Below are 12,411 nucleotides of genomic sequence, written 5' to 3'. Positions count from 1 at the left end.
TTCAATGCCGGTGTCATGTTCTGGTCTCCAGGTTGTAGTAGTGGGGAGTAGCTAGTGGGAAGTGGTGAGTGGTGGTATGCGGCGGCTATGTTTCGGCGGCGCCGGCCAGCTCGTGCTGCCACAGGGCCCAGGCGCGGCCGGTCTGGCTGTCGTTGGCCGCTGCGGCCAGCGCTGCCTCGCGCTCGCTCAGGTAGGTCACCGGCCCCAGTCCCATGGCTGCGGTCTGCAGCCGGGCGTTGGCTTCGGCATACACGGCCATGTAGACCGCTTGCTCCAGCGATTTGCCGGCCACCGTGCTGCCGTGGCCGCGCATCAGCACGCAGGCGCAATCGCCCAGGGCCGTTGCCAGCGCCTGTCCGAGGGCCGGGCTGCGTATCAGCAGGTCACTGTCGCCCACGCTGTCGCGGCTGTCGAAATGCGCGGACCCGCTGCCCAGAAAGCCGCTCATGTGGAAGACCGGGCGCAGGCGCTGGCCGGTCACGCCAAACGGAATGACGCTGGGCGAATGGCTGTGCACCACCGCCATCACATCGGCGCGCGCGCGGTAGATTTCGCTGTGGATGAAGCGCTCCAGATAGGGTGCACCGCACATTTCGCCCAGCGGGTTGCCTTCGAGGTCATAGCAGCCTATGTCGGCCGCAGTCACCAGCGCCGGCGCCCGGCTGCGCGAGAGTAAAAAGACGCCCGCATCGGTCGGGTGCCGTGCGCTGACATGGCCAAAGCCATCCACCACGCCGCGGGCCGCCAGGATGTGGTTGGCCAGCACCAGCTGCGCCACCAGCGCGGTGTCGGATGCTGCCATCGCGCTGTTGTTCATGCTGCCGCCGCTAATGGGGTGGCCTGTACCGCCTGCAGCTTCCAGCCGGCGGGCGTGCTCTCCCACACGGCCAGGTAGCTGCTGGCCACGTCGCGCCGGTTGCCGCCGCGTTGCACCGTGGCCTTCATCACGGCGCTCACCAGCGCCACAGGGCCCAGCACCCGGATGACAGGCGCTACAAATTCCAGGGCTTCGTAGCGCAGGGCGCCGCTGGAAAGCTGTTGCAGGTAACTTTGCTTGCTGTCCTGCATGCCTGTGGAGTGTGTGTAGGCCAGCTCGTCCGACAGCAGGTCGGCCATCACCGCGAGCTTGCCGTCCAGCATGGCCTGCCGCCGGGCTTCTTCAGCTGCCCGCGCGTCCGCAGCTGCGGGGCTGTCTTCATTCGCGGTGGTCATGGCTTCAGCCCTGCGCCGGCTCGGCCGCAATGGCGTTGGACAAGATGCCGACCTTGCCCACTTCGACCTCGACGTGGTCGCCCGGTTTCATCCACACCGGCGGGTTGCGCTTGGCGCCCACGCCGCCGGGCGTGCCGGTCACGATCACGTCGCCCGGCTGCAGCGAGGTGAAGGTCGAGATGTATTCGATCAGCACCGGGATGCTGAAAATCATCGATGCGGTGGTGGTGCGCTGCATGACCTCGCCGTTCAGGCGCGTCTCCAGCGTCAGTTCCTCGCCGTCGGCAATCTCGCCGCGCGTCACCATCCACGGGCCAAAGGCGCCGGTGGCGGTGAAGTTCTTGCCGGCGGTGAACTGGATGGTGTGCTTTTGCCAGTCGCGGATGGAGCCGTCGTTGTAGGCGCTGTAGCCGGCCACATGCGACCAGGCATCCGCCGGGCGGATGCGCCGCCCGGCCTTGCCGATCACGACGGCAATCTCGCCCTCGTAATCGAGGTGGGTCGACTCGGTGGGCAGCACGATGGGCTGGAGGTGCCCCGTTTGCGATTCAGCCACGCGGATGAAGAGCAGCGGGTGCTGGGTCGGGTCCCGCTCGGTCTCGATGCGGTGCTCTTCGTAGTTGTGGCCCACGCAGAAAATCTTGCCCGGTTCGGGGATCACCGGGAGGAACTGGATGTCGCCGAGGGCCACTGCGGGCGCGTCCTCCGCGGCGGCTGCCAGTTCGTCAAGTTTTCCGGCCTGCAGGGCGCTGAGCAGGGTGGGGTACTGGCTGCTGTGCAGGGGGACAATGCCGGCGCCGCTGGTCATGCCCCAGCCGGGTTGGCCCTGGTGAAGGTAGCTGATGATTTTCATGGTGTGCTTTCTGTGAGGTAAAAAATTCGGTCGCGGCCCGCGTTCAGTCCAGCGAAATATTGAGGCGCCGGATGGTGTCCCCGTAGCGCTGCGAATCGGTGCGCAGCTGCTGCAAAAACTGTTCGGTGTTGAGGAAGTAGGGCTCGTAGTACATGGCGCTGTACTTGTCTTTCACGTCCTGTTCGGACAGCACCGCCGCCACGTCTTTCTGGATTTTTTCCACCACGGCACGGGGTGTGCCCTTGGGTGCCAGCAGGGCCGTCCAGGCGCTCAGTTCAAAGCCGGCGGGGCCGCCGGACTCGGCAACCGTGGGCACATCGGGAAAGCCCGCCACCCGTTTAGGTGCGGCGACCGCCAGGTAGCGTGTCCGGCCCGCGCGCTGCATGGCGCCGGCACTGGCGGCGCTGCCAAAGGCCCAGTCGACTTCCTGGTTGCCCACAGCCACATAGAGCTGCGACATCTCCTTGTAGGGCACATGCGTCATCTTCGTGGACGTGGAGGCTTCCAGCATGGCCGCGCCAATGTGGCCGGGGCTGCCGACAAACCACGAGCCATAGTTGACCTGGCCCGGCCCGGCCTTGGCGCTCGCAATCAGGTCGCCCATGGTCTTGTAGCGGCTGCCCGCCGGCACCGTGACGAAGAAGTAGTTGCGCAAGATGGGCGTGACCGGTTCAAAGTCGCGCAGCAGCTCGTAGGGCAGTTTTTTGAAAAGAAAGGGTTGCGCCGCCATCTGGGCGTTGTCCATCTGCAGCAGCTCATGGCCGTCGGGGCTGGCGCGCTTGATTGCTTCAATGGCCAGAAAGCCGCTGGCGCCGGGGCGGTTGTCCACGATCACCGGTTTTCCCCACAGCCTGGAAAGTTTCTCGGCCACCAGGCGCAGCGCCACCTCGGGCCCGCTGCCCGCCGGGAAGGGCGTGACGACCCGGACCGGCTTGGTGGGGAAGTCCTGCGCATGGGCGGCGGGTGCCGCGGCCAGCAGGACGGGCGGGACCAGCAGGGCCGCAAGGGTGAAAGCAAAAGTCTGGGCGGGCTTGAACAAGGCCGCGGGGGCAAGGGATGTCATGGTGGGTCTCCAGGGGTGGGTGAGGGGCGCGGTCTATGCCGCGTTGGGCATGGGGTGGGGTATGGGGTGGGCGTGGTGCGGTGCAAACTCTTGGAGCAGCGCCTGCACCCGGGTGGCGGCGCGCGCATCCTGGCGGTTGAAGTACGCCAGCACGTAGCGGTCGGGCCTGAGCAGCACGGCATCGGCGCCGGCGCTGCGGATGATTTTTTCCAGCGTGCCGTCGCCATCGCGCAGCACGGCATCGGGTGTGGCGCCCGGTGCGGCGATCGTGATGAAATCGTCTGCCTGCAGGATCACCTGCACATGCCTGCAGGCCAGGCCCGAGGACGCCATGCTTTGCAGCGCGGCGCCCGCGTCGGCGCCGGCCAGCGTCAGCAATGCGAAGCCGGAGCCCAGTACATCGTCCAGCGCGGCGCGCGTGCCGTCCGGCAGCTCCACCATCGGCTGGGGCAGCAGCTGTCCGGCCGGCACCAAGGCCGGGGCGGCCTCGCCATCCGCAAAAAAGCCCTCGGCAAAACGCGGCCGGGGTTTGAACTTGAGCTGCATCACATAGTCGCGCACCGGCCGGTACAGGCTGCACAGCCTGAGCGCACCCTGCGTCAGCATGGCGGCCAGCGCCGATTTGGGTTGCATGAAGGCGCCGATGCGCACCGCCATGCGGATCAGCGACCAGGCATGCGGCTTGCGCTCCTGCTCATAGCTTTCCAGCACCGAGGCGGACAGCCGGCCTTGCACGACAGCCGCCAGCTTCCAGGCCAGGTTGGCCGCGTCGCGCACGCCGCTGTTCATGCCTTGCCCGGCAAAGGGCGGCGTCAGGTGTGCCGCATCGCCGGCCAGAAACACGCGGCCTGATTTCCAGCGCTCGGCCACGCGCGCATGGAAGGCGTACACCACCTTGCGCGTGATCGCCAGCGTGGCGTCTGCCGGCTCTCGCGCATGGATCCAGCTGCGTATGCGGGCCTCGTCCAGCATCTGTTCGGGGTCTTCACCCTCGTGCAGCATGAATTCATAGCGCAGCGTGCCGGCCGGCCCGGGCAGGCGTATGGCGGGCCGCACCGGGTCGCAGTAGGTGCGGGTGTGGCGGAAGGCGCAGGTGCGGTCCAGCAAGTCCACAATCAGCCATTTTTCGTCGTAGGTACTGCCCGTCAGCTGGATGCCCAGCTGCTCGCGCACGCTGCTGCGCCCGCCGTCGCAGGCCACCAGCCAGTCGCAGCTGATGTGTTTTGTCTCCCCTGCATGTCGGAGTTCAAGGTGCACGGCTTCGCCGTCCACGCCTTCATCCTGAAAGCGCACAAGTTCATGGCCGAACCAGATCGCCGACTCGTCAAAGCGTTGCAGCCCGTCGCGCAGCTGGCCCACCAGCACCTGCTGCCGGAAGGCGTTGCGCTTGGGAAAGCCGTGCTCCATGCCCCGCGGTTCAATGCGTGCGAACTCCTTGTTGCGCCAGGAGTAGTAGTGCACACCATAGCCCTGCACCACCTGCGGCAGCACGTCGCGGATCAGGCCCGTGGCCTGCACCGTGCGCAGGCTCTCGTCGTCAATCGTGACTGCGCGCGGCTCGCCGACCGTGCTGGTGTTGCGCTCTATCACCAGGCTGCGGATACCCTGCACGCCCAGCAGGTTGGCCAGCATGAGCCCGGTGGGCCCTGCGCCCACAATCACGACCGGAAAGTGCATGTCGCCTGCTGACGAGGATAGCGTTGGCGAGAGCGATGAAAAAGGCAGTGGTGCGTTCATGGGGTGTCCGTTTTTTTGGTTGCGCGGGCTTTCGCCCGCTGGTCTTGCAGCCGGCCTTCGATGCGGCCCGCGGCACTTTGCAATCGGGTCAGCATGGTCTTGCGCAGTGCGGCCGTGAGCGAAGCGGCCGGCAGCACAATGCTCAGGCTGCCAAGCAGGTGCTCGCCGTCGCGCAAGGCCACGGCAAAGCCCCCGGCATCGGGGTCTACCTCGCCCTCGGTGATGCAGTGGCCCACCTCGCGGATGCCCCGCAGCACCTTGCCGAGCTGCGCAAAGTCGTCGGGCAGACCTGCCGCGACCAGCGTCTTGCGCTCGGTCGTCCAGAGCTGCCTGAGCTGGGGTTGCGGCAGGTAGGCCAGGATGATTTTTGACGTGGCGCCCCGGTACAGCGGCATGGCGCGCCCCCGGTCGTAGCTGACCGACAGTCCCGGCTGAGCCCCTGGATGGCGGTTCTTCAAGGGGCTGGCCTGGTGAATGCACATCACCTTGTTGCCGTGAAAGCGGCACAGCAGCACGATGCCCCCGGTCTCTTCCGCCAGCCGGCCCAGCAGTTCACCGGCGGCGCCCAGCAGCGGGTCGGCCAGGCGGATCTGGCGGTCCAGTTCCACCACCATGGGGCCCAGCACATAGCCGCGGTCGGCCACGCGCTCCAGCATGCCCGCACTGGCGAGCTGGCCCAGGTCGCGGTAGACGCTGGCGCGCGACACACCGAGCTGCTCGATTAACCATTCCGGCGTGATGACCGGGCGCTCCAGGTTGAAAAACCCGAGGATGCGCAGCATGCGGTTGGTGCTTGCCATGGTGTTTGTCTTTCGTGTTTGTCTCTCGCGCCTTTTTCCGGCGGCCTAGCTGCGCAAAATGGCTTTGCCCCACAGATTGAGCGTGCGCTCCTCGTGCGGCCAGAGCCCGGCGGGGCGGCCGGGTGCGCAGTGCTCTATCTCTGCTGAAATCTCTGCGAGGTTGCCGTCGTGGTCGCGCACCATGAAGAACACGTCGTTGCCCGGGCCGTGGCGGCCGATGCCCCAGACGATGGGCACCCGCAGGGCCGCCATGTGGTCGCCCCACTGTTTCATGCTGGCCCAGTCGGGTGCTTCAAACGACTGGTGGTCAAAGCAGGCGGTGGGCGCAAAAAACAGCGCCAGCGCATGGTGCAGGGCGTCGGTGCGCAAAAAGCAGGCGCGCACGGCACCCTCCGCATCTTTCACCGCGTCCGACAGCACAAAGCCCAAGGGTCCGGTATAAAAATCCAGCAGGGCGGGCAGGTTGGGCGTGCGCAGCGCAAAGTGCTGCAGAGCGGCGGGCGGCAACGCCGGTTCCATGCTTTCAGCCTGGATGCCTTCGCGGGGTGTGAAGACCAGCAGGTTGCCGTCCGGGTCCCGCAGGGCGACGGCGGTCTGGCCGGCAAAGGCGGCGGGCAAAGCCTGGCGTGCAAGGCCTTGCGTACGGGCGTCAAACGACGCCCATGCAGGGGTGCTACTCAGGGCAAAGTGCGCATACCTGAGCTGGTTGGCGGGGCCCGCCGACAGCTGCACCTCGCGTCCCGGGCCGCGGCACAGGTAGCCTTCGGTGCCGGGCTCCAGCGTCATGCCGTAGGTGGCGCTGTAGAAACGGGCGGCCCGCAGCGGGTCAGGCGAATAAAGGTGAATGCATTGCAGTGCGGCTTGCAGTTCCATGATGGCGGCTTGTGTGATGAATCGGTGCCATCACTGTCGCCGGGGTGGGAAAAGCTGTCAAACAAAAATCTCAACAGGTGAGACTGGAGCGATATTTTGCCGGCAGCCCTCCGGCGTGGTTTTTCGCGGAATTGCTATCTTTTCAGGAGTTACTTTTCCCTGTACTTCCCTGTTCTTATTAGGCAAGAAGGCTAGTTGGTGCCCATTCCAGGGAGGCATCAGTCCGGCTGCACGGCGCCACTGCACGGGCGTCAACCATTCCTGATGGGTGACCCGCAGTAGCGGGGGAGCTCACACCGCAGCCAGGCTGCTCCGCTTGCTGTGCCGCGCGCGCAGGTGCACCACCTTCCACCAGGCCGGCAACAGGCTTTGTATTTCGGGCCGGGTGAACCGGTCATCCATCAGGTAGACCACGCCGCGGTCCGAGGTGGTGCGTATCACCCTTCCTGCCGCCTGCACCACTTTTTGCAAACCGGGGTAGAGATAGGTGTAGTCATAGCTTTGGTTGGCGCCAAAGTTGGCGCCCATGCGCTCCCTGATCTGCTCGTTCACCGGGTTGACTTGCGGCAGGCCCAGCGTGGCGATGAAGGCGCCGATCAGCCGGTCGCCCGGCAGGTCTATGCCTTCGGCGAACGAGCCGCCCAGCACGGCAAAGCCAATGCCTGTGGACGCCGGTGTAAAGCGCGCCAGAAACGCATCGCGCGCGGCTTCCTCCATGCCGCGCGTCTGCTCCCACATGGGGATATGCGGGTAACGCTGCCTGAACAGCGCGGCCAGTTTTTGCAGATAGTCGTAGCTGCTCAGAAACGCCAGGTAGTTGCCGGGCTGCCCCTCATATTGCCGCACCATCAGGTCCACGATGGGTGACAGCGAATCGTCGCGGTGCTGGTAGCGGGTCGAAATATCGCTGACCGCATGGACCGCGAGTTGTTCGGCCAGGAAGGGCGACTGCACATCGGTCCAGGCCGTGCCGGCGGGCAGGCCCAGGGTGTCGGTGTAGTAGTTTTGCGGGCTCAGCGTGGCCGAAAATAGGGCCACCGACTGTGCCGCCGCAAAGCGGGGCGCCAGGAAGGGCGCCGGCACTACATTGCGAATGTTCAGCTGGGCCGTGTCCGGGCCCGCCTGCAGGGCATTTTGTTCGCCGGGCTCCTGGCGCAGCGTCACGTCAAACACCGAGTGCTCGCCAAACGCATCGGCCATGCGTGAGAAGTGCAGGGCCTCAAAGTAAAAATCCTGCAAGGCGCTGTCCACACGGGTCGGGTTGGCCAGCAAGAAGTCCGTGATGTGGGTGAGGGCCTGCTGCAGCACCTTGAGAAAGCTGGCGGGCAGCTCGGGGTAGACCTGGTAGGTCTCCCGCTGCGTCTGGTGCAGTTCATGCAAGCTTTTGTTCAGCCGCTCCAGCGAACCCCGGACGGCCTTGGGCGCCAGGGCGTGCACCTGCTGCAGCTGGGCCTGGTCCAGCAGGGCCGAGTACATTTTTCGTCCGCGCTCCACCATGTTGTGCGCTTCGTCCACCAGCACGCTCACGCGCCACTGGTTGGTGCTGGCCAGGCTGTGCAGGAGCGCGCTGGTGTCAAAGTAATAGTTGTAGTCGCCCACCACCACATCCGACCAGGTGACCAGCTCCTGGCTCAGGTAGTAGGGGCAGACCTGGTGTGCCAGCGCGACTGCGCGCAGGGCGCTCTTGTCCAGCACGCCATGCGCGGCCGCATGGCCCACCGCTGCGCTGCGCGCCTGCGGCAGGCGGTCGTAAAAACCTTTGGCCAACGGGCATGAGTCGCCGTGGCAGGCTTTGTCGGGGTGCTCGCAGGCCTTGTCGCGCGCGACCAGTTCCAGCACGCGCAAGGGCAGGTGCCGTGGCAAGGGCGTGGCCTGTGCTTGTGCTTGTGGGTTGCCGGTCCTACCCGCGCTGCCGGCGCTGCTGGCCCGGATGCGTTCCAGCGCATCCAGTGCGAGTTTGCGGCCCGGGGTTTTGGCCGCCAGAAAAAACAGCTTGTCGAGTTGCTGCCCCGGGACCGCCTTGAGCACCGGGAAAACCGTGCCCATGGTCTTGCCGATGCCGGTGGGAGCCTGCGCCATCAGGCAGGTGCCGGCCTGGGCTGTTTTGTACACGGCCCCGGCCAGCGCGCGTTGCCCGGGCCGAAAGTCGGGGTGCGGAAACTCCAGGGCCTTCAGGGCCGCATCACGCGCTTCACGGTGCGCCAGCTCCTGGTTGGCCCAGGCCAGGAAGCGCTCGCATTGCGCTTCAAAATATTGTTTCAGGGAAGCGGCCGAAAATTGCTCGGTGAGCGGCGTTTCCTGCAGGCTGGCAACGTCAAAGTAGACCAGCGTCAGGTTGATGTCGGAGAGGTTTTTTTCAGCGCACAGCAGCCAGCCGTAAATCTTCAGCTGCGCCCAGTGCAGCTGCCGGCGGTTCTCGGCCATCGCATGCAGGTCGCCGCGAAAGGTCTTCACTTCTTCGAGCTGGTTGAGCACCGGGTCATAGCCATCAGCCCGGCCGCGCACCGTCAGGGTCTTGTAGTCGCCTTGCAGGCTCACTTCCGCCTGGTAGGACTCGCCGCGCCGCGATGCCACCAGCGCATGGCCGGCCATGCCTTCCTGCGCGGAGGGCGATGGCGTGAAGCGCAGGTCGAGGTCACCGTGCTTGGCCGTGAACGCGCACAGGGCCCTGACGGCTACAAGGTATTTCAATCGGGGCTCGCTTGGGCGGTGGGTTGCGTCATTTGAGAAGGGGAGGCCCATGGTAGTACAGTCACGGTCGGTGACTGTTCAGGTGCGGGCAACAGTGAATTAGCGCACCCGCCATTTACCCGCGCACCCAGGCCGTCTACAGTCTGCCTATGGAGCCTTGCGGATCCTTATGGGCCCGGCGGTGTGACCTGCATTGCCACCTCCAACCCGCAACCGGACAGCATTGAATTTATGAACCAGATTATCCTGTGGCTGGAGCAATACGGCCTGGCCGCCGTCTTCCTGAATATCGGGCTGGAACAGCTCGGCCTGCCCATTCCGGCCTACCCGGTGCTGATCCTGACCGGGGCACTGAGCTTTACCGGCCAGTACTCGGCAGGGGGGCTGCTTTTCACGGCCGTGCTGGCCTGCCTGATTGCCGACAGCGTGTGGTACTGGGCCGGCCACCACTATGGCGGCCGCGTGCTGAAAACCCTGTGCCGCATTTCCCTCTCACCCGACTCCTGCGTGCGGCAGACCGAGTCGATCTTCACGCGCTGGGGTGCCAAATCGCTGATCCTGGCCAAGTTCATTCCGGGCTTTGCCTCGCTGGCGACGGCGTTGGCCGGCAGAACCGGCGTGCCTTTTGGCCGCTTCATTTTCTTTGACGCGATCGGCTCCGTCCTGTACGCCAGCGGCGGCTTGGCCATCGGCCTGGTGTTCCACGATGCGGTGGCGGATGTGTTGCTGGTCTTCGAGCAACTGGGGCGCATCGGGGTGGTGGTGCTGCTGCTGTGCTTCGGCCTGTTTCTGGCGCACAAATGGTGGCAGCGCCAGCGCCTGTACCGGCAACTGCGCATGGCTCGTATTTCGCCCCATCAGCTGCAGCAATGGACACAGGACAACAAGCCCACCGTGATCCTGGATGTACGCACGGAGCTGAGCCGTGCCGGCGGCGGCATCATTCCCGGCGCGCTGGTCTGGTCGGACCTGGACCGCAAGATGGCCTCGCTCGATCTGCCGCACGACGCGCATGTGGTGGTGTACTGCGCCTGTCCCAACGATGCGTCTGCCGCCCAGGTCGCCAAGCGCCTGATGGCCGCGGGCTTCAGCAACGTCCGCCCGCTTCACGGCGGCATCGATGCCTGGGAAGCGGCGGGGTTTCCACTGGAGTACCCCAGCGGGCTTGAGCCCGCTGAGATGGTGAAACCGTAGTGCCTGAAACCGCAATGCTTGAAACCGTAATACCTTGAACGGGAGCGGGCAGGACTTTACTGGGGCTTTCTGCCGTTCAATGCGCTTTCAAATTCCTCGCGTGAAAGAAATCCGTCGCGGTTGGTGTCGGCTTCGTCAAAGTGTCTCGCCACGCCGCGAAAACCGGCCGCTTCGTCGCGGCTGACCTTGCCATCCTTGTTGGCATCCATGTAGCTGAATGCCATCGCCATGTCCTTGGCTGCGTATTTGGGCGCCGCCGGGCTGGGTGCCGCCTGCGCAGGGGCCGCGGCGTCGGGCTCGGGCGTCTGGGCTTGCGCGCGCATGGCCAGCAGCGCGCCAGCAGCGGTCAGCGTCAGCATCATGGCGGTGGCATAAAGCCAGGACCTGTGAGATGCAGAAGCGACGCGCGAAGACATCCTCCGCGAGATCTGTTTTGCAGTAAAGGGCTTGGCGTTAAGGGTCTTGAGGGTCTTAAGGGTCATGGGTTGGCTGCTGAATGTTTGGAATGTTTTGGAGTGTTTTGAAATATTGTTGCTCAAGTTCAGGTAGAGCCATGACGAACATTGAACACCAACAGGTGCCCATGTGCCAGTACGCTTGCAGGGTGTTTCGCCGCTTTACATTCGGGCGTGCGGCGGACACATATCTTTGCTTCATGCCGCGTCATCTCCTGCGTGAACCCCTCGCATGGACCTCCATATGCGGCCCAATGGTGCCACGAAGCCTTCTCCGCACCCGAAGTGTGGCCTTCCAGCAGGCCGTCCCCTGGGCCGCGCGCAAGTGGTCTGCAAGTAGGTCTGCAAGTAGCCTGCATGTGGTCCGCAGCTCAGATCGCAAATTTCAGGAAGATCGCGCAGTGGTCCGAGGCCACGTTGTGGCTGGACACCTCCTTGAAGCGTTCAAACTGGAAATCAATCAGTAGCGCATCGGGGTCGTCCTCGATGGCCTCCACCCCCACCTGCTTGGGCAGGTAGCCGCCATCGACTTTCTTCGATTCAGCCCGAAAGCCGATGCCACGCCGCTCGATCGAAATCCCATTCTTCTTCAGCTTGCCGGCGAGGGCGGGGGACAGCAACACATGGTCCAGTTGCGACACACTGTTTTTCGCTTTCCAGTAATGCGTCCACCGCTCCTCTGGCGCCAGCATGGCCAGCGCATCCACCAGGCCCGACTTTAGGCAGAGCCGGGAGAGCTGTGGTGCCAGCGGCGTGTCGTTCAAATCACCGAGCACGGCGAAATAGTCTGACGTGAAGGCCGCGCCGGGAAACCGGGTCTTCAACAGCTTGGCCACGGTTTCGGCCTGGAGCTGGCGCCTCTGGTTGGCTGCGGCGCGCTCCCTGTTGCGGGCTTCTTCATTGGCCCCCAGCGCCAGCTTGGACTTGAAATGGTTGATGAACAAGGTGACGAACGCGGTCTTTTTGACGCGCAGCCGGACCTCCAGGCAGTCGCGGCTGAAGATGTATTTGCCGGCGGCCGTGTCGTCCACATGGGTGGCAATGCTGTCCAGCGGGTATTTCGACAAAATGCCCACATCAATCTGCCGCAAGTCGCGCGAGTCCAGCACCACGGCATACGGATAAGCCGCCGCCAGGAACCGCTCATTAAACTCGCGCAACGCAATCAGGCTCTCCACTTCCTGTATGCACACCACGTCGGGCAGCACGGTATTGCCCTGGGTAATGGCCAGCGCGGCCAGCTTGCGCTGCTCGGCGTTGAAGACCTCGAAGGCGCCCTTCTGGTAGAGCGGCAAATAGCCCACATTGGGGCTGGTCACCTGGCTCTTGCCACCCTGGTCGCCCGGAAACGTTTTCCCGAACTTGTAGCGCACAAACAGGTTGTTGACGTTGAAGTTGCACAGCAGCATGGCACGCCCCCCGGAGTGGATGAAGGCGCAGTTTATCCAGCGGGGCTGCGCGGCGCATCCTCCAATTGCAGCATGTCCGCGGGCGGGCCAGCAGGTCGGCATTATTTCCCACCGACGAATACAC

General features: G+C 64.7%; 11 protein-coding genes. 1 reads left to right on the top strand and 10 read right to left on the bottom strand.

What is annotated here, in order from left to right; translation table 11 throughout:
* Nucleotides 1-85: 85 nt before the first annotated feature.
* The 8 genes from AC1DUB_RS02165 to AC1DUB_RS02130 form a co-directional block, all read right to left on the bottom strand.
* Entirely contained in the window at nucleotides 86-817 is a 732-nt protein-coding gene (locus AC1DUB_RS02165) for a class II aldolase/adducin family protein (protein ID WP_477728114.1), read from the bottom strand.
* The gene (locus tag AC1DUB_RS02160; protein WP_477728113.1) at nucleotides 814-1,212 is read right to left on the bottom strand and encodes a nuclear transport factor 2 family protein; all 399 of its coding nucleotides are present in this window, start codon (nucleotides 1,210-1,212) and stop codon (nucleotides 814-816) included. The genes AC1DUB_RS02165 and AC1DUB_RS02160 overlap by 4 nt, the downstream gene beginning before the upstream one ends.
* 4 nt (nucleotides 1,213-1,216) lie before the next feature.
* On the bottom strand, nucleotides 1,217-2,065 hold the full coding sequence (locus AC1DUB_RS02155) for a fumarylacetoacetate hydrolase family protein (RefSeq protein WP_477728112.1): 849 nt from the start codon (nucleotides 2,063-2,065) through the stop codon (nucleotides 1,217-1,219).
* A gap of 43 nt (nucleotides 2,066-2,108) precedes the next feature.
* On the bottom strand, nucleotides 2,109-3,128 hold the full coding sequence (locus tag AC1DUB_RS02150) for a Bug family tripartite tricarboxylate transporter substrate binding protein (RefSeq protein ID WP_477728111.1): 1,020 nt from the start codon (nucleotides 3,126-3,128) through the stop codon (nucleotides 2,109-2,111).
* Between the two features lie 33 nt (nucleotides 3,129-3,161).
* Complete coding sequence (locus tag AC1DUB_RS02145) at nucleotides 3,162-4,865, bottom strand: bifunctional 3-(3-hydroxy-phenyl)propionate/3-hydroxycinnamic acid hydroxylase (protein WP_477728110.1); 1,704 nt, start codon at nucleotides 4,863-4,865, stop codon at nucleotides 3,162-3,164.
* Nucleotides 4,862-5,665: an IclR family transcriptional regulator gene (locus AC1DUB_RS02140; RefSeq protein WP_477728109.1), complete on the bottom strand. Its 804-nt coding sequence runs from the start codon at nucleotides 5,663-5,665 to the stop codon at nucleotides 4,862-4,864. The genes AC1DUB_RS02145 and AC1DUB_RS02140 overlap by 4 nt, the downstream gene beginning before the upstream one ends.
* Nucleotides 5,666-5,710: 45 nt before the next feature.
* Nucleotides 5,711-6,538: a VOC family protein gene (locus AC1DUB_RS02135; protein WP_477728108.1), complete on the bottom strand. Its 828-nt coding sequence runs from the start codon at nucleotides 6,536-6,538 to the stop codon at nucleotides 5,711-5,713.
* Nucleotides 6,539-6,829: 291 nt separating this feature from the next.
* Nucleotides 6,830-9,229 carry an ATP-dependent DNA helicase gene (locus AC1DUB_RS02130; RefSeq protein WP_477728107.1) on the bottom strand — a complete coding sequence of 800 codons (2,400 nt, stop codon included), beginning with the start codon at nucleotides 9,227-9,229 and terminating at the stop codon, nucleotides 6,830-6,832.
* A 231-nt stretch (nucleotides 9,230-9,460) separates the two neighbouring features.
* On the opposite strand from AC1DUB_RS02130, the gene AC1DUB_RS02125 reads away from it, so the two are divergent.
* Nucleotides 9,461-10,423 carry a rhodanese-like domain-containing protein gene (locus AC1DUB_RS02125; RefSeq protein WP_477728106.1) on the top strand — a complete coding sequence of 321 codons (963 nt, stop codon included), beginning with the start codon at nucleotides 9,461-9,463 and terminating at the stop codon, nucleotides 10,421-10,423.
* A 56-nt stretch (nucleotides 10,424-10,479) separates the two neighbouring features.
* Here the strand turns inward: AC1DUB_RS02125 and AC1DUB_RS02120 are convergent, their stop codons facing one another.
* Together AC1DUB_RS02120 and AC1DUB_RS02115 are read right to left on the bottom strand one after the other, a co-directional pair.
* A complete protein-coding gene (locus AC1DUB_RS02120) occupies nucleotides 10,480-10,905 on the bottom strand; it encodes an EF-hand domain-containing protein (RefSeq protein WP_477720683.1) in 426 nt (141 codons plus the stop codon).
* Between the two features lie 344 nt (nucleotides 10,906-11,249).
* On the bottom strand, nucleotides 11,250-12,287 hold the full coding sequence (locus tag AC1DUB_RS02115) for an endonuclease/exonuclease/phosphatase family protein (RefSeq protein WP_477728105.1): 1,038 nt from the start codon (nucleotides 12,285-12,287) through the stop codon (nucleotides 11,250-11,252).
* Nucleotides 12,288-12,411: the final 124 nt, after the last annotated feature.

Source organism: Polaromonas sp. P4_F9 (assembly GCF_056401235.1).
This window is presented reverse-complemented; position numbering and strand designations above follow the sequence as displayed.

Coding starts and splice junctions, on each gene's coding strand:
- AC1DUB_RS02165 (WP_477728114.1), bottom strand. CDS start 817: ATGAACAACAGCGCGATGGCAGCATCCGACACCGCGCTGGTGGCGCAG.
- AC1DUB_RS02120 (WP_477720683.1), bottom strand. CDS start 10,905: ATGACCCTTAAGACCCTCAAGACCCTTAACGCCAAGCCCTTTACTGCA.
- AC1DUB_RS02145 (WP_477728110.1), bottom strand. CDS start 4,865: ATGAACGCACCACTGCCTTTTTCATCGCTCTCGCCAACGCTATCCTCG.
- AC1DUB_RS02125 (WP_477728106.1), top strand. CDS start 9,461: ATGAACCAGATTATCCTGTGGCTGGAGCAATACGGCCTGGCCGCCGTC.
- AC1DUB_RS02115 (WP_477728105.1), bottom strand. CDS start 12,287: ATGCTGCTGTGCAACTTCAACGTCAACAACCTGTTTGTGCGCTACAAG.
- AC1DUB_RS02160 (WP_477728113.1), bottom strand. CDS start 1,212: ATGACCACCGCGAATGAAGACAGCCCCGCAGCTGCGGACGCGCGGGCA.
- AC1DUB_RS02140 (WP_477728109.1), bottom strand. CDS start 5,665: ATGGCAAGCACCAACCGCATGCTGCGCATCCTCGGGTTTTTCAACCTG.
- AC1DUB_RS02135 (WP_477728108.1), bottom strand. CDS start 6,538: ATGGAACTGCAAGCCGCACTGCAATGCATTCACCTTTATTCGCCTGAC.
- AC1DUB_RS02155 (WP_477728112.1), bottom strand. CDS start 2,065: ATGAAAATCATCAGCTACCTTCACCAGGGCCAACCCGGCTGGGGCATG.
- AC1DUB_RS02150 (WP_477728111.1), bottom strand. CDS start 3,128: ATGACATCCCTTGCCCCCGCGGCCTTGTTCAAGCCCGCCCAGACTTTT.